The sequence below is a fragment of the Polaromonas sp. A23 genome, assembly GCF_002001015.1.
In the GTDB taxonomy this organism is placed as follows: domain Bacteria; phylum Pseudomonadota; class Gammaproteobacteria; order Burkholderiales; family Burkholderiaceae_C; genus Polaromonas.
Window position 1 is genome coordinate 129,180 of record NZ_MUNO01000012.1, and the last position, 16,193, is coordinate 145,372.

The 16,193-nt window shown below is 60.5% G+C and carries 13 protein-coding genes; 10 read left to right on the forward strand and 3 right to left on the reverse strand.

Annotated features, from left to right (window positions below; genetic code table 11):
- The first annotated feature begins 204 nt into the window (after window positions 1-204).
- The 10 genes from B0B52_RS06085 to slmA all read left to right on the forward strand — a co-directional run bounded on the left by B0B52_RS06085 (window position 205) and on the right by slmA (window position 11,797).
- On the forward strand, window positions 205-1,863 hold the full coding sequence (locus B0B52_RS06085; RefSeq protein WP_217349783.1) for a hypothetical protein: 1,659 nt from the start codon (window positions 205-207) through the stop codon (window positions 1,861-1,863).
- A complete protein-coding gene (gene epsC / locus B0B52_RS22795; RefSeq protein WP_305790735.1) occupies window positions 1,860-2,420 on the forward strand; it encodes a serine O-acetyltransferase EpsC in 561 nt (186 codons plus the stop codon). Before B0B52_RS06085 ends, epsC begins: the two co-directional genes overlap by 4 nt.
- On the forward strand, window positions 2,417-4,279 hold the full coding sequence (locus B0B52_RS22815; RefSeq protein WP_077592725.1) for an NAD-dependent epimerase/dehydratase family protein: 1,863 nt from the start codon (window positions 2,417-2,419) through the stop codon (window positions 4,277-4,279). The genes epsC and B0B52_RS22815 overlap by 4 nt, the downstream gene beginning before the upstream one ends.
- A 1-nt stretch (window position 4,280) precedes the next feature.
- Window positions 4,281-5,156 (forward strand): NAD(P)-dependent oxidoreductase, encoded by an 876-nt coding sequence (locus B0B52_RS06100; protein WP_077592726.1) that lies wholly within the window; start codon window positions 4,281-4,283, stop codon window positions 5,154-5,156.
- Window positions 5,157-5,241: 85 nt separating this feature from the next.
- Window positions 5,242-5,802: a sugar transferase gene (locus B0B52_RS06105; protein ID WP_077592843.1), complete on the forward strand. Its 561-nt coding sequence runs from the start codon at window positions 5,242-5,244 to the stop codon at window positions 5,800-5,802.
- Window positions 5,803-5,870: 68 nt separating this feature from the next.
- Window positions 5,871-7,751, forward strand: a complete 1,881-nt coding sequence (locus B0B52_RS06110) for a nucleoside-diphosphate sugar epimerase/dehydratase (RefSeq protein ID WP_077592727.1) — start codon at window positions 5,871-5,873, stop codon at window positions 7,749-7,751.
- Window positions 7,752-7,808: 57 nt separating this feature from the next.
- Window positions 7,809-8,720 carry an acetylglutamate kinase gene (gene argB / locus B0B52_RS06115; protein WP_077592728.1) on the forward strand — a complete coding sequence of 304 codons (912 nt, stop codon included), beginning with the start codon at window positions 7,809-7,811 and terminating at the stop codon, window positions 8,718-8,720.
- A gap of 105 nt (window positions 8,721-8,825) precedes the next feature.
- Window positions 8,826-9,521 (forward strand): response regulator transcription factor, encoded by a 696-nt coding sequence (locus B0B52_RS06120; RefSeq protein WP_077592729.1) that lies wholly within the window; start codon window positions 8,826-8,828, stop codon window positions 9,519-9,521.
- An 83-nt stretch (window positions 9,522-9,604) separates the two neighbouring features.
- The gene (locus B0B52_RS06125) at window positions 9,605-11,023 is read left to right on the forward strand and encodes a sensor histidine kinase (RefSeq protein WP_077592844.1); all 1,419 of its coding nucleotides are present in this window, start codon (window positions 9,605-9,607) and stop codon (window positions 11,021-11,023) included.
- Between the two features lie 138 nt (window positions 11,024-11,161).
- Window positions 11,162-11,797, forward strand: coding sequence for a nucleoid occlusion factor SlmA (slmA, locus tag B0B52_RS06130; protein ID WP_077592730.1), 636 nt, complete (start codon window positions 11,162-11,164; stop codon window positions 11,795-11,797).
- Between the two features lie 60 nt (window positions 11,798-11,857).
- Here slmA and B0B52_RS06135 read toward each other — a convergent pair whose 3' ends face one another.
- From B0B52_RS06135 to B0B52_RS06145, 3 genes are all read right to left on the reverse strand, one after another.
- The gene (locus B0B52_RS06135; RefSeq protein ID WP_077592731.1) at window positions 11,858-12,919 is read right to left on the reverse strand and encodes a malate/lactate/ureidoglycolate dehydrogenase; all 1,062 of its coding nucleotides are present in this window, start codon (window positions 12,917-12,919) and stop codon (window positions 11,858-11,860) included.
- Window positions 12,920-12,994: 75 nt separating this feature from the next.
- A complete protein-coding gene (locus tag B0B52_RS06140; RefSeq protein ID WP_077592732.1) occupies window positions 12,995-14,521 on the reverse strand; it encodes a UxaA family hydrolase in 1,527 nt (508 codons plus the stop codon).
- A gap of 277 nt (window positions 14,522-14,798) precedes the next feature.
- A complete protein-coding gene (locus tag B0B52_RS06145) occupies window positions 14,799-16,193 on the reverse strand; it encodes a TRAP transporter large permease (protein ID WP_077592733.1) in 1,395 nt (464 codons plus the stop codon).

Consider the following 16,193-nt stretch of genomic DNA (forward strand, 5'->3'; position numbering starts at 1 on the left):
CAATGTGCAGGAGAGATTCGACGACTGGAAACTATTTGGCAACGGAATTGTGGAAAGCGGAAAAACTATTGTTGTTGGCCATGCCGAACCTATGCCCCGGGAAATCAGATCTAGTCCTCACAACTGGTATGTAGAGCAGATGTACACCTTTGGACTCGTTGTTCTTATTCCTATAATGACACTGATTATTTATACTGTGTACTTTTGTTTCGCTTACAGGGGATCGATTTCTTCCAACACGTGGTGGCTAGCCGGAATTGTGTTCTACCTCGTTGTAATCGACAGCAATTTCAAGGTTACGCTGCGCCAACCTTATCCTGGAATTTTTGCTTACTTTATGTGGGGGCTGCTATTTTCGGCTTTGCTTCCAACTGCCTTGCGCAAACATCAAGTAACCGCTCTCAATTGATGCGCTTAATTTCAGCAGGTGGTAGAGGCGGGGCGCTGCTCAGCACTCTTGGGGTGTTTGGGGCGGCTTTTTTTTGGCTGCTCGGTTTTAAAGTGGTCGCCCATTGGATGGGACCGGAAGGCGTCGGTTTGTTTTCGCAACTCCGGCAAATGGCGCAGGCCGCCACGGTAGGCGCCACATTTGGGGGGACCAATTCAATTGTTCAGGGGCTTGCGGAGCGTGAGGCTGAATCAGCCCGCAGGCAGTTCCGCGCGACAGCTGCACGCATTGTCGCTCTGGCGGGTGCTGGCGTCGTTCTGGCAATACTTGGACTGGCGCCGCAATTAAGTGCTTTTTTCCTATCGTCTGACGCGCCTGTGCTCGTTGCGACTCTGCGCTGGCTGGCGCTGGCCGTGTTGTTGAACGTTGGTGCAACATATTCTTTGGGTGTGCTCAACGGTTATCGCTCTTATCCCTATCTGGCGCTGGCCCAGATTTCTGGACCGGTGGTGCTGGTGATGTTGCTGGCGGGTGCATGGTGGTGGACTCTGCCTCCAGACCCGCAACTTTTGGCCGGATCTTTTGTCTTGTGCTTTGGTGTGACTTGTCTTTTGGGTGCGCGTGGCCTGTCGCGTTTGCCCCCGTTTGTGGCGGTTTTGGGGGCATCGGGGCTCACTAAATCGCAAAGCCGCGTTTTTTTGAAGTTTGCCCTATCCAATCTGGTCGCCGCGTTGTCCACGACCCTTGCGCTGTTGCTGATACGCTCGTGGGTGATCGAGTCGAGGGGGCTGGCTTTTGCGGGCCTGTTCGATTCAGGCTGGACCTTGACCTTCAACTACACGACCTTGTTTCTGACGGCTTGCAGCGCGATCTATTTGCCTTTGCTGACGGCTGCGACACGCCCTGAAGAGCAGAAGGTATGCATGCTCAAAACGGCTTATCTGGTATTTGGCGCTGGCATCCTGATCTGTTATGCGATGGTGCTTTTTCGCCAACCGTTGATCAACCTGCTTTACAGCCCCCAGTTCCAGGCGTCGGGTGAGGTGTTGATGGTGCTTGTAATTGCGGTGCTATTTCGTGGGGCGTCCTGGGTTTACGGCACCATGATTCTCGCAACACGCAATTCCCGTGTGCTGCTGCTGTCAGATCTGGCCCTCAACCTGTGTTTGCTTGCCACGGCACGTTATGCGCTTGAGCGGCACACTTCGTTGCAGGCATTGAGCTGGGCCTTTGTGCTTCCCAATTTTCTCTACCTTGTGTTTGTGGTCGAATATGCGCGAAAGAAAAACCCGCTCATGCAGCGGCGCCTGATATGGCCTCTGCTGGTCGCGGGTACCTTGCCCCTGTTTTACCTGGCCCTGGCGCCCGGCGGTTTGGAATGGACATACTCGCGGCTTGCCGTATGGCTGTGCATGGCGATTGGCCTGGCAGTCAGTGTTGCGGCGCTCATTGCGTACAAGAAAGTTGCACTGTGAAAAAACTGAGGCTTGACATCGAGCGTTACCACCGCATGCGGGGGCGTTCCGGCGCCGTGTCCACGGCGGCCCTGGTGCTCGCCTGTTTCAACCCCCGCATTGCGCCGGTGGCGTTGTTGCGAACCGCTGAATTTTTTCACGAACGTCGCATGGGGCTGTTGGCGAAATTTTTTTCCATGCTCAATGTCGTGGTGTTTGGCATAGAAGTATCTCCTCAGGTGCAAATAGGCGGGGGAGTGTTCCTCCCGCACACCGTGGGCACGGTGCTGGGGGCCGAGCGTATCGGCGACAACTGCACCATCATGCAAGGCGTCACGCTGGGGACCAGCGAGCCGGACATGGGGTTCACCGTGTCAGAGCGGCCTGTCATTGGTAACGGTGTGCTGATTGGTGCGGGCGCTAAGGTTATTGGGCGCATCACAGTTGGCGACCACGCCAAAATTGGAGCCAACGCCGTGGTGCTGCGTGATGTGCCGGCCCACGCGCTGGCAGTTGGCGTGCCCGCCAAAATCGTTTGCCGGAAGGACCCTGGCGACCCTGAAGGCGCATCGCCATGACGCCGCTAGTAATTAGCGCCTCCTTGGTGGTCTATAAACCCGACTTGCCGACTGTCGGGCGCACACTGCTGGCATTGCAGGAGTCTGTGCGGCCGGCCAGACAGGAATACGCGCTGGAACTAAGTTTGACCCTGGTGGACAATTCGGATAACCCCCTGGTCCACGCGGATGTGGTGCACTGGGTGAAAGGCATCCGATCTGCGGTACCGGACTGGACGCTACAGCTGCTGCGCGCTCCTGGTAACCTGGGCTACGGCCGCGGCAACAACCTGGTGATCGCGACTGCCAGCTCCGATTACCACATCGTCATCAACCCTGATCTTTTTGTACAGCCCGAGACCCTGCTCGAAGCATTGCGCTTCATGCAGGCCAATCCCGAGGTTGGCCTGCTCTCGCCTGCCGTCTATGGTGAGGACGGTGAACGCCAGTACTTGTGCAAGCGAAACCCGACGCTGCTCGTCATGTTTCTGCGCAGCTTCGCACCGGCCTGGCTTCAGTCGGGGTTTGCTCGGACACTTGCTAGTTTTGAAATGCGCGATTGCAACCCTGAAAAGCCGATTCACCCGGTGGAGTACCCTACCGGCTGCTTCATGTTTTTTCGAACCGCACCGCTCCAGGCCATTGGCGGTTTTGACCCGGATTTTTTTCTTCATTATGAGGACGCGGATATCGGCAGGCGCCTGTTGCAGGTTGCCCGCACTGTGTATGTCCCCCGTGTGCTTGTGGTTCACCAGTGGGCGCGGGATACCCACCGCTCCTTGAGCGCAAAGCTGGTCACGGCAAGATCTGGATGGCTCTATTGGAGGAAATGGGGCGGCATCTTTTCGAGCAAACCCATGGCCGAACCAAAAGCTGTTCAGGCTTTGCGTGGGCAGTTGGCCCCTGATTTCCAGCCGGGCGCTGCCCCGCGCGTGCTGGTGACGGGTGCCAACGGTTTTGTCGGGCAGGCGGTGTGTGCTAGCCTGCCATGCCGTGGCTACAGCGTCATTGGCGCGGTGCGCGGCAAGACACCTGCGGCGGCCGCACCCTCCCTGCAGTATTTGAAGATGGATGACATTGACGAACGGACCAACTGGGCTGCCGCCCTTTCGGGCATCGACAGTGTGGTTCACCTGGCCGCACGTGTTCACTTCATGCAGGAGACGGCCGCGGATCCGCTCGCGGAATTCCAACGGGTCAATGTGGCGCTCGCTTTGAACCTGGCTCGCCAGGCGGCCGCTGCTGGGGTGCGGCGTTTTGTGTTTATTAGTTCCATCAAGGTTAACGGAGAAACTACTCCCATCGGGCAGCCTTTCACGGCCGAGGATACGCCACGGCCGCTCGATGCTTACGGGGTATCCAAGCTGGAGGCGGAGCAGGCCTTGCAGGAGCTTGCGCGGCAAACGGGTATGCAAGTTGTTATCATTCGGCCGGTCCTTGTCTATGGGCCAGGCGTCAAAGCAAACTTTCACGAAATGATGCGTTGGCTGTTGAAGGGCATTCCGCTGCCGCTTGGGTCGTTGGAAAACCGGCGTAGTCTGGTGGCACTCGACAATTTGGTTGACCTGATCGCCAGGTGTCTTTCCCATCCGGCTGCCGCTAACCAGATTTTTCTTGTCAGCGACGGGGAGGATATGACGATGACGGAACTACTGCAGCGGACAGCTGCAGCTTTCGACAAGCCCGCGAGGCTGCTCCCGATCCCCATGTTTGGTTTGCAGATGGCGGGTCGTCTTCTGGGGCGCGAGTCTGTCATCCAACGCCTTTGCGATACGCTGCAAGTCGATATTTCCAAGACCCGGCATGTGCTGGATTGGGAGCCACCAGTTTCGGCGGATATCGCACTAAGAAGAGCCGCTCAGCAATTCCTGGAAAAGTAGCATGCTTGAGCGCAAAGTTTTCGTTACAGGCGCGACCAGCACCATTGGATCGCTGCTGGTGCCCATGTTGAAAGAACACGGCGCAGCAGTGCAGCTTCTGGGGCGACGCCCTCAGGAGAGTGTCCGCGGTCTTGTGTGGTCACCTTTGGACCTTGAGCACAATGCAGCTGAGCTCCCGCAATGCGAAACTGAAACTCTCATCCACACCGCCAGCCTTTGGCTGTTGCCTGGCTGGCTCGAGAAATTTAACGCACGTGGCGTGCGCCGCGTGATCGCCTTCAGTTCGACGAGCCGCTTTACCAAGCAGGCCTCGACAAGTGCCTACGAGTTCGAAGTGGTAAACAAGCTGATTGCTGCCGAGGAACATGTGGCGGCGGAATGTGAGCGCCTCGGTATGGCCTGGACCATCTTCCGGCCCACGCTGATTTACGGTGGAACTGGTGGGGACCGCAATGTGGCCGACATCGCGCGGCTGATTTGCAAGTTCGGTTTTTTTCCTGTATTCGGAACGGGCAACGGCCGCCGCCAGCCGGTCAATGCCGCCGACTTGGCCCAGGCTTGTGTTCAAAGTCTGGCGGCGCCGGATAGCTACAACAAGGCGTACAACCTGAGCGGTGGCGAAACACTAGCTTATATCGATATGGTACGGCGCATCTTCGAAACGCTGGGACGGCCGCCCCGCTTCATCCGCATTCCGCTGCCGGCTTTCAAGCTTGCGGTGAAACTTGCACGGTTGCATCCGCGCTTTGCGCACCTGACGCCGGACATGGCCTTGCGTATGCAGGCCGACCTGGTCTTCGACCACAGTGAAGCGACGCGCGATTTCGGGTACCGGCCGGGCAAGTTCGATCCGGCTTACCTGGCAACGCTGCGCTGATGTCAGCCCGGCGATCCCATCCGCCACAATTGAAAATCTCGGTAAACCCCTTGCGCCCTATAACCGTTGCATGACCTACCCCCCCCTGAAAAGAGCATTCGATCTGGCGTTGGGCATCGTCGCAGCCATTTTTTTGCTGTTGCCCGTATTGATGATTGCTTTGATGGTGCGTTTGACTTCGAGGGGCCCGGTGCTGTATTGGTCCGACCGGGTAGGGCGTAACAACCTAATTTTTAGAATGCCCAAATTCCGCAGCATGCGAACAGACACGCCAGCAGTTGCGACCCATTTACTGAGAAATCCAGACAGTTATCTCACACCGATAGGTAGTTTTTTGCGTAAAAGCAGTCTGGATGAATTGCCGCAGTTGTGGAGTATTCTGCGCGGTGACATGAGTTTTGTCGGACCGCGCCCGGCTTTGTTCAATCAGCATGACCTGATCGCGCTACGGACACAAAACGGAGTTCACACCTTGCTGCCAGGTCTTACCGGGTGGGCGCAGATCAATGGGCGGGATGAGCTGCCGATTCCTGATAAGGTCAGGCTAGATGTGGACTACCTGCAGCGGCGGTCGATTGGTCTGGACATTCGCATAATCTGGCTGACGGCTCTGAAAGTCCTGCGCCGTGACGGGGTCGCGCACTGAGGACAAACCGCGTTGACGGCTTATGAGGTTGGGGACACTTTCCAATGATGGATATAAGAAGGAGTTTAATGCAGAGCACTATTTTGGGCTGGCCGCGTCCAGCCAAGATAGCGGTGGTTATTGCGGTCGACGTGGTTCTGGCTTTGCTTGCCACCTGGATAGCCTTTACGCTGCGTCTGGATGAATTGCACTACCCCATGGGCGCGCAATGGTGGGTGTACGTGCTTGCGCCGGTTCTGGCCATTCCGGTATTTGTCAAGTTTGGTTTGTACAGGGCGATCTTCAGATATACGGGACAGGCGGCGTTAAAAGCTACCGGACAGGCCGTAGCAGTGCATTGCATGGCCCTGCTGAGTGTGTTGCTGTGGCAGCAGTGGCCCGGCGTGCCTCGCAGTGTGGGTATCCTGCAGCCCCTGCTGTTTCTGCTTCTCGTCGGTTCCAGTCGGGCTCTCGCACGATTCTGGCTAGCGAGTCTCGACGGTTCACGGGGACAGAGCGACGGCCGGCTACTGATTTACGGTGCGGGCACAGCGGGCGCGCAGACTGCTTCGGCAATTGCGATATCCCGGCAATTTGTCTTGCTGGGCTTTGTCGATGACGATGCGACCAAGGTCGGCCGCAGCATCAACGGTGTACCAGTGTTTGCGCCGGCAGACGTCCCGGATCTGGTGGCCCGGCGGGGTGTTACAGACATCCTGCTAGCCTTGCCCAGCTCTTCGCGGGAGAGGCGTAACAGAATCATTGCAAGCCTGCGGTCGGTGCCTGTACATATTCGCACTCTACCGGGCTTGGCCGACTTGGCGACGGGCCGCGTGACGGTCCAAGACTTCAAAGAGCTGGATATTGAGGATCTGTTGGGGCGGGACCCAGTACAACCCAGCACGGATCTTTTAGCTCGCAATTTAGCCAACAAGGTGGTTCTTGTGACCGGGGCCGGCGGCAGCATAGGAAGCGAACTCTGCCGGCAGATACTGCTGGAACGTCCTCTCCAGCTATTGCTGCTGGACCACAACGAGTTTGGTCTGTATAGCATCCATCAGGAACTGCAGGGCTTGTGCATTGCCGAAGGGCTCCGTTCAGAACTTGTTCCGCTGCTGGGTAGCGTGGCCAATCCCCAACGTTTGCAGGAAATCTGCCAGGCCTACCAGCCTGCAGCGGTGTTCCATGCGGCTGCCTACAAACATGTGCCGATGGTTGAATCTAATCCGGCAGAAGGTATTTTGAACAATGTGTTCGGGACGCTCAATATGGCGCGAGCGGCCATTGACAATGGCATTGGTCAGTTTGTGCTAGTGTCCACTGACAAGGCTGTGCGCCCGACCAACATCATGGGGGCAAGCAAGCGCATGGCGGAACTGGTTTTGCAAGCGCTGGCTGGTCAGGCCACGAATGCGGCCACCTGTTTTGGCATGGTGCGTTTCGGCAATGTACTGGGGTCCAGCGGCAGCGTTGTGCCCTTGTTTCGTACCCAGCTTGCCAGCGGCGGCCCGCTGACGGTGACTCACCCGGAAGTTACCCGCTATTTCATGACCATTCCAGAGGCGGCGCAGCTCGTACTGCAGGCCGGAGCTATGGCTACGGGCGGTGACGTGTTTGTTCTGGACATGGGTGAGCCTGTCAAAATCATGGATCTGGCCCGACGCATGGTGGAGTTGTCCGGCCTGTCGGTGCGCGATGAAGGCAATCCGGGAGGGGATATCGAGATCGTCGTCACGGGCTTGCGCCCCGGCGAAAAGCTGTACGAAGAGTTGCTCATCGGGGACAACCCTACGCCAACCGCACACCCGCGGATCATGAAGGCACATGAGGACTATCTGGCTTGGCCCGAACTTGAATTGCATCTGCAGACCTTGCGCCGTGCCGCGGACAGCAGCGATGTGCTTGCCATCAAGGCCGTACTCCAGACATGTGTGCATGGGTATAGCGCGCAGACGCCCCAAGCGACGTGATTTTCCAGCTTTTGCGGGGATGCGGCACAATTTGATATCCACTAATTACCGCCCTCAATGACCTATCCTTCTACACCTGACCCTGACCTCTCCCACGTAGGCCCGCGCGACAAGGCGGAAATTCTGGCACAGGCGCTGCCTTACATCCGCAAGTTCCACGGCAAGACGCTGGTGATCAAATACGGCGGCAATGCGATGACGGATCCTGCGCTTCAGGCGGATTTTGCCGAAGACGTGGTGTTGCTCAAACTGGTCGGCATGAACCCCGTGGTGGTCCACGGCGGCGGACCGCAGATTGAAACCGCACTGAATCGGCTTGGCAAAAAAGGCCAGTTCATCCAGGGCATGCGGGTGACCGACGAGGAAACCATGGAAGTGGTGGAGTGGGTGCTGGCCGGGCAGGTGCAGCAGGACATCGTGGGCCTGATCAACCAGGCCGGCGGCAAGGCGGTGGGCCTGACGGGTCGCGATGGTGGCCTGATCCGCGCGCAGAAACTCAAAATGGTCGACAAGGACGACCCATCCAGGGAGCATGACATCGGATTTGTGGGCGACATCCTCAGCATCGACCCCAGCGTGGTCAAGGCGCTTCAGGATGACGCCTTCATTCCCGTGATCAGCCCGATCGGTTTCGGTGAACACAACGAAAGCTACAACATCAATGCCGACGTGGTCGCCGGCAAGCTGGCGATTGTGCTCAAGGCCGAAAAGCTTGTGCTTCTGACAAATACCCCGGGTGTGTTGAACAAGGCAGGCGAACTGCTGACCAACCTGAGTGCCCGCGAAATTGACGACCTGTTTGCCGACGGCACCATCTCCGGCGGCATGCTCCCCAAGATTGAAGGTGCGTTGGATGCGGCCAAGAGCGGGGTGAACTCCGTCCACATCATTGACGGCCGCGTGCCACACGCCATGTTGCTCGAAATCCTGACCGACCAGGCTTACGGAACCATGATTCGCTCGCATTGACATCCAAAGCTGCTCAGTCCCTTGCTGACGAGCAGCTGTCGGTTGCGGCGCCGCTGGTGTAATCCCCCATGAATACCGCCGCAACGCCCTCTATGCTCATGGCTTATGCGACTCCTCCTGGTTGAAGACGATGTGATGCTCGCCAGCGGCATCAAGCTGGGGCTCTGTGACGCCGGTTATGCGGTGGACTGGGTAGGCAACGCCGAGCGCGCCGAAGAGGTGCTGGCCGGTGAAAGCTTTGATGCGGCCATCATTGACATCGGTCTGCCGAAAACGGACGGCCTGGAGCTCACGCGGCGAATGCGCACGCGCGGGCTGGCCATGCCGGTACTTATTCTCACGGCGCGGGACGCCCTGCAGGACCGGGTCCAGGGGCTGGATCTTGGCGCTGACGACTACATGGTCAAACCGTTTGAACTGCCCGAGTTGCTGGCGCGTCTGCGCGCGTTGCTGCGCCGTTCCCAGGCTGCGACCAGCGCTATTTTGAGTTTTGGGGCGCTGGAGCTGGATTCCGCAAACCGCCAGGCCCGGGCTCACGGGCAGCTGATCGAACTCGGCCCGCGGGAATGGACGGTGATGGAGTACCTGCTGATCAACGCGCCCAAACCTGCCAGCAAAGACAAATTGCTGGCTGCGCTCACGGGCTGGGACAAGGAAATCACTCCCAACGCCATCGAGGTCTACATTTCGCGCTTGCGTGGCAAGCTGGAGCCGCATGGCGTTGCTCTGCGCTCCATTCGCGGCTTTGGTTACCGGCTGGAGCTGATCGACGACGCGGCGGCTGGCGCGGCGGCCGGGTAGGCCAGCCCATGGGTGCCGGCACCGGGGTTACCCCGGCCCACGCAGTTGCCGGCTCTGCCGCGGCGGCGCATAGCCCTTCGGCCATGAAATCCGGGTTGCAGCGGCGTCTGCTGCTCTTGCTGCTGGCACCGTTGAGCCTGTTCGCGGTGGTCAGCATTTACTTCGATTACCAGGCGGCCGGGAACGCCGCCCTGCAGCAGGACCAGCAACTGCGTCGGCTTGCCCCCATGCTGGCCGATTCGGTGATAGCCCCTGCCAACACGTCGTCAGACGGCCCGGTGCTGTTGCTGGCGCCCCCCATCGCGGAGTTCATCAAGGGGCGTCCGGGGTTTGCCGGCTACCGGGTGTCGAATGCTACCGGTGCCCATCTTGCCGGCGATGCCTGGATCAGCCCGGTCGTGCCCACCACGCGCGAGCCGGAATTCCACAGCATGGAAGATGACGGCGTCACCTACCGTGTGGTGGCGCAGCGCTTCGATACCAGGGCCGGCGAGCTCATCCTGCAGCTTGCCGACGGCTCCGATGCGCGCCAGCAGTGGGTGCGGTCGGTGTTTTTCAAGGTGCTGATGCCCAACCTGATCCTGGTGCTGGCGGCGGCGTTTGCCGTCAATTGGGCCGTCACGCGGGCATTGCGGCCGCTGCTGGAGCTCAAGGAGGCCGTTGAACGCCGGTCTCCACGTGATCTCAGCGCCATCGATCCGCTGGGTACGCCGGCCGAGGTGCGGCCATTGGTGGCGTCGCTGAACCGTCTCTTTGCATTGGTCAACGACCAGGCCGAGGGCCAGCGCCGGTTTGTAGCCGATGCCGCGCATCAGCTGCGTACGCCGCTGGCGGGCCTGCAAGCGCAGGTCGAGGCATGGGCGCAGGCCGCCAGCGCGCCGGCGGCCCGTGGGCAGGTCACCCTGTCGGTCGACAAGGTGATGCGGCTGCGCAGTGCTACCCGGCGCACCTCGCAGCTGGCCAACCAGCTGCTGGCCCTGTCCAGGGCGGATGCGTCCAGCATGTCGGGGCAGCCGGCGCAGCGGGTAGACCTGAAAGACCTGTGTGAGTCGGTGCTGGCCTCACATCTTGACGCGGCCTCGGCCAAAAACATTGACCTGGGCCTGGATGCACGCTTTGCCCAGGTATCCGGCCACGAATGGCTGTTGCGGGAACTGCTGGGCAACCTGGTCGACAACGCCGTCAAATACACGCCTTCAGCGGGCACGGTGACCATACGCTGCGGCGTTGTGGAGGGGGCAGCGGGAAACCGGGGCAGCGCGCAGGCATTTCTGGAGGTGGAAGACGATGGCCCTGGCATCCCCGACGCGGAGCGTACGCGGGCGCTGGAGCGGTTTTACCGGGTGCCGGGCACGGTCGGCGAGGGCAATGGGCTGGGCCTGGCCATTGCGAATGAAATTGCCCGTGTCCACCGCGCCCAGCTGGTGCTGGAGCCTGCCGCCATTCGCGATGGCAAACCCACGGGCTTGCGGGTCCGGCTGGTGTTGCCGCTGCTGGCCTGACGCGGGAGGTCCGTTACACCGTTTTCAGTACCGGGTTTGCCCCGGCCGGAGCTTGCCGAAAGCCTATGTGGGCTGTGCGAGAATCCCAGTGAAGCCCTGGTTTTTGAAACATCTCTTACAACAAAGCACCGCCCGCCTATGTCCGAGTTTGAGTCTGATGTGAGCCCAGAGCTCTCCACGCCGGCCGCACCGCGCAAGCGTCCCAAGCCGGGCGAACGCCGTGTGCAGATCCTGCAGGCCCTGGCAACCATGCTGGAGCAGCCCGGCTCGGAGCGCATCACCACGTCGGCCCTGGCGGCCCGGCTTGACGTCAGCGAGGCGGCGTTGTACCGCCACTTCGCCAGCAAGGCGCAAATGTTCGAGGGCCTGATCGAATTCATCGAGCAGACCGTGTTCACCCTGGTCAATCAGATTGCCGAGCGCGAGACCGACCCGGCCCAGCGCACCCGCAGGCTGGTCGTCATGCTGCTGCAGTTTGCCGAGAAAAACCCTGGCATGACCCGAGTGATGGCCGGCGACGCGCTGGTGTTCGAAAACGAGCGCCTGCAGGAGCGCATGAACCAGTTCTTCGACAAGCTCGAGTCCAGCCTCAAGCAGAACCTGCGCGAAGGCGCAAATTCTGATGGTGCCGCCGCACCCACAGTGCAGGCGCAGGTCCAGGCCTCGGTCATCGTGGCTTTCATGATGGGCCGCTTGCAGCGCTTCTCGCGCTCCGGCTTCAAGCGCCTTCCGTCCGAACACCTGGACGCCAGCCTGGCGATGCTGCTGGGCTGACCCGTTAGCTATCAATAAGTGAGCTATCTGCGCCCGAATCTAAAGGGCTAGAGGCCGAATTTATGCCAAGGTTACGCCTACCTTGGCTCCCGCCGACACAATTTCCTGCCAGGTTTGGGCATCGACCGTGATGCCTTCGCTTTGCCGCTGCGTCCGGTAAGCGCGCTCCGGATCACCGGCGATTTTCACCGCGTCATAGCCCGGTGCCACCGGGCCGGCCTGAAGCCAGTCCACAAAAGCCAGCGCTTCCTCTTCAAACGCGGCCTGGGTGCCGAGTTTGGCTGGGTCAATCAGGATGGTCAGCATGCCGTTGACAACGGCCCGCACGGCCGGGTCTGTTGGTTTGTGCCAGGTGCCACTGCCTGTCAGAGCGCCTCCCAGTAGTTCGCACGCCACCGCCATGCCGTAGCCCTTGTGTTCGCCAAAGGCCAGCAGCGCGCCAAACAAGCCATTGCCCTGCGGCACCACCACCACGCCGGGGTCGGTGGTCGGCCGGCCTTGCTCGTCAATCAAGGTGCCAGGTTCCACGCGCCGGCCTTCGTTGTGCGCGACGCGCATCTTGCCCTGCGCCACGCGGCTGGTGGCAAAGTCCAAAACAAAGGGATCGCGTCCTGCGAGGGGTACACCTATGCAGCACGGGTTGGTCCCATAGCGGCCGTCAGCGCCGCCGAAAGGTGCTACCACGGGCCGGGAAAGCACATTGACGAAGTGCAGCGAGACCAGCCCCCGGGCGACTGCCATTTCCGCAAAGTGCCCGATGCGACCGAGGTGGTGCGCGTTGGCCAGGGTCATGATGCAGCTGCCATGCGTTTTGGCGCGTTCCATGCCCAGCGCCATGGCTTGCGCACCGACGATCTGGCCGTAGCCGCGTTGGCCGTCCAACGTGAGCAGTGAGCCGGTGTCGAGCACGATCTTGGCGCTGTTGTTGGGCTTCAGGCCGCCTTCGAGCACCGCGTCGACATAACGCGGCAGCATGCCCACGCCATGCGAATCATGACCGCTCAGGTTGGCCAGCACCAGGTTGGCGGCGACCGCGTTCGCTTCTTCGGGAGAGCTGCCGCTTGCTATTAAAACAGTAGCTACTTGCGCTTGAAGTACGGGGGCTTGGAGTGTTTTTTGCATATAAAAGCGTTCAAGTTGTACGTAGGGTCTCGGGTTTTGTCCGGGATCCCTCCCGTCATGACGGGCTTGGCCAAGCTACATCACCGCGCCCACTTGCCAAGGCACAAACTCGTTTTGCCCGTAACCGTGTTTCTCGCTTTTGCTCTGCGCACCCGAGGCGGTGGCCAGCACCATCTCGAAGATCCGCTGACCCATTTCCTGCACTGAGACGCCACCGTCGATGATCTCGCCGCAGTTGATGTCCATGTCTTCTTCCTGGCGCTGCCATAAGGCCGAGTTGGTTGCGAGCTTGAGCGAAGGCGAGGGTGCGCAGCCGTAGGCCGAGCCGCGGCCGGTGGTGAAGCAAATCAGGTTGGCACCGCCTGCGACCTGGCCGGTGGCGCTGACCGGGTCGTAACCCGGCGTGTCCATGTAAACAAAGCCGTGTGCATCGACCGGCTCCGCATATTCGTAGACGGCTTCCAGGTTCGAAGTGCCGCCCTTGGCAACGGCACCCAGTGATTTCTCGAGAATCGTTGTCAGGCCGCCTGCCTTGTTGCCGGGCGACGGATTGTTGTTCATTTCGCCTTCGTTGATCTCGGTGTAGTGCTCCCACCACTTGATGCGCGAGATCAGTTTTTCGGCGATGTCAGGGCGCACGGCGCGGCGTGTCAGCAGATGCTCGGCGCCATAGATTTCAGGGGTTTCGCTGAGGATGGCAGTACCTCCGTGCGCCACCAGCAGATCCACCGCCGCGCCCAGCGCCGGGTTGGCGCTGATGCCCGAGTAGCCGTCGGAGCCGCCGCATTGCAGGCCGATGGTGATGTGAGCCGCGCTGCACGGTTCGCGTTTGACAGCGTTGGCTTGGGGCAGCATCTCCTTGATCATGGCAATGCCCTTGGCCACGGTCTTGGCCGTGCCGCCGGTGTCCTGAATGCTGAAGACACGCAGCGTTTCACCCTCGCGCAGGCTGCCGTGGGCGAGCCAGGCGTTGATCTGATTGGACTCGCAACCCAGGCCCACCACCAGCACGCCGGCAAAGTTGGGGTGGGTGGCGTAGCCCGTCAGGGTGCGCTGCAAAATCTGCAGGCCCAGGCCGTCGCTGTCCATGCCGCAGCCCGTGCCATGTGTGAGCGCCACCACGCCGTCCACATTGGGAAAGTCCTTCAATGCCGAGGGATTGTTCTGCCTTGAAAAATGATCGGCAATGGCGCGCGCTGCGGTGGCCGAGCAGTTGACGCTGGAGAGAATGCCAATGTAGTTGCGTGTGGCCACGCGGCCATCGGCCCGCTTGATGCCCATGAATGTCGCTTCGCGTTTGGCCGGTGCCGGTTTGACATCGGCGCCGAAGGCATAGTCGCGCGCAAAGTCGCCTTTGTCGGGGCCCATATCGAGGTTGTGCGTGTGTACATGTTCGCCGGGCGCGATGGCCTTGCTGGCAAAACCGATGATCTGGTTGTAACGGCGCACCGGATCGCCCGGTGCGATGGGGTGGGTGGCGATTTTGTGGCCGGCCGGGATCAGGCCCTTGACCGGGATGCCTTCGACGCTGACGCCGCTCAGCAATTGCTGGCGGGCAATCAGCACGTCATCGGCGGGGTGAAGGCGAATAAACGGTGTCATGGTTTGGCTCTCTGTGTTTTCATCAGCGGCCACCGCGGAACCGGCTTTGCCGGGCCGCTAGTGGCCTGTAACGTTGAAATGGGAGGCGAGGAACGCGTGAGACGGGGTGCGATGCAAGGCGCAAAGCACAGCGATGCCCCAGGCATCGCGCGCATTTGCAACACCGCAGCGTGCCACGTATCGCGTGGGCAGCGACTTCCGGTTTCAGCGTTACAGGCCACTAATGGCGCCTCCTCGAGGGGGAGACGCCGAAGGCGTTTCGGGGGTGGGGTCATTTTTAGTAAAACATTTTCGGCAGCCACAGCACCAGCTTGGGGAAGTAAGTGATGACCGCCAGCGAGCCCAGCAGCGGTACCAGCCAGGGCAGGATGGCGATGGTGGTGCGCTCGACCGAGAGTTTGGCCACCCGCGCCAGCACAAACAACACCATGCCCATGGGCGGGTGCAGCAAGCCGATCATCAGGTTCAGAACCATCACCAGGCCGAAGTGCACCGGGTCTATGCCCAGCTGCATCACGATGGGCATCAGGATGGGCACCAATATCGTGATCGCGGCGGTGGGCTCCAGGAAGCAGCCGACGAACAGCATCAGCAGGTTGGCCAGCAGCAGGAAGACCCAGGCTTCCTTGGTGAAACCCAGCACCCACTGAGAGATCGCTGCCGTGACGCCTGTGGCCGTGAGCATCCAGCCGAAGATGCTGGCCGCCGCCACGATGAACATCACCGTGGCCGTGGTCTCCACCGTGTCCAGGCAGACCTTGACGAACATCTTCCAGTTGAGCGTGCGGTACCAGGCCAGGCCCAGCACCATGGCCCAGATGCACGCGGCGATCGCGCCCTCGGTGGGCGTGAAAATGCCGGTGGTCATGCCGCCGATCAGCAGCACCGGTGTCATGATGGGCAGCACCGCCTGGAAGTTGAAGAACTTGTCGGCGGCGAACAGCACCAGCAGGCCGGCGAACACCGTGATCTGCGCCGGGAAGCCGAACTTGACGATCAGGACCCACAGCACGAATGGCCAGCCGATAACCACCAGCGTTTCAGCCAGCGCCTTGATCACCCGGGGCCACTCGAACTTGATATCTGCACCCCAGTTGTTCTTGTGGGCGAAGTAGGCCACGGTGAGCATCATCAGGCCGGCCATCAGCACGCCCGGCAGGATGCCCGCCAGGAACAGCGCGCCAACACTCACATTGGCCATCATTCCGTAGATCACGAAAGGCAGCGAAGGCGGGATGATGGGCCCCAGCGTCGCCGAGGCCGCGGTCACCCCCACGGCGAACTCCTTGCTGTAGCCATGGTCGGTCATGGCCTTGATCTCGATCGTGCCCAGGCCGGCCGCATCGGCAATCGCCGTGCCGCTCATGCCGGCGAACACCACCGAGCCGACCACGTTGACATGGCCCAGGCCGCCCTTGAGCCAGCCCACCAGCGCCAGGGCGTAGTTGTAGATGCGGTTGGTGATGCCGGCGTTGTTCATCAGGTTGCCGGCCAGGATGAAGAAGGGCACGGCAAGGAGCGGAAAGCTGTCGATGCCGCTGACCATCCGGTGGATTACCACGAAGGCCGGCAGATTTCCAGTCCACCAGATGTAGATCAGGGACGAGCCGGCCATGGCGATCGCCACCGGGATGCCGCCGCTCATGAGAAGGAGAAAAATGATTTTCAGCAT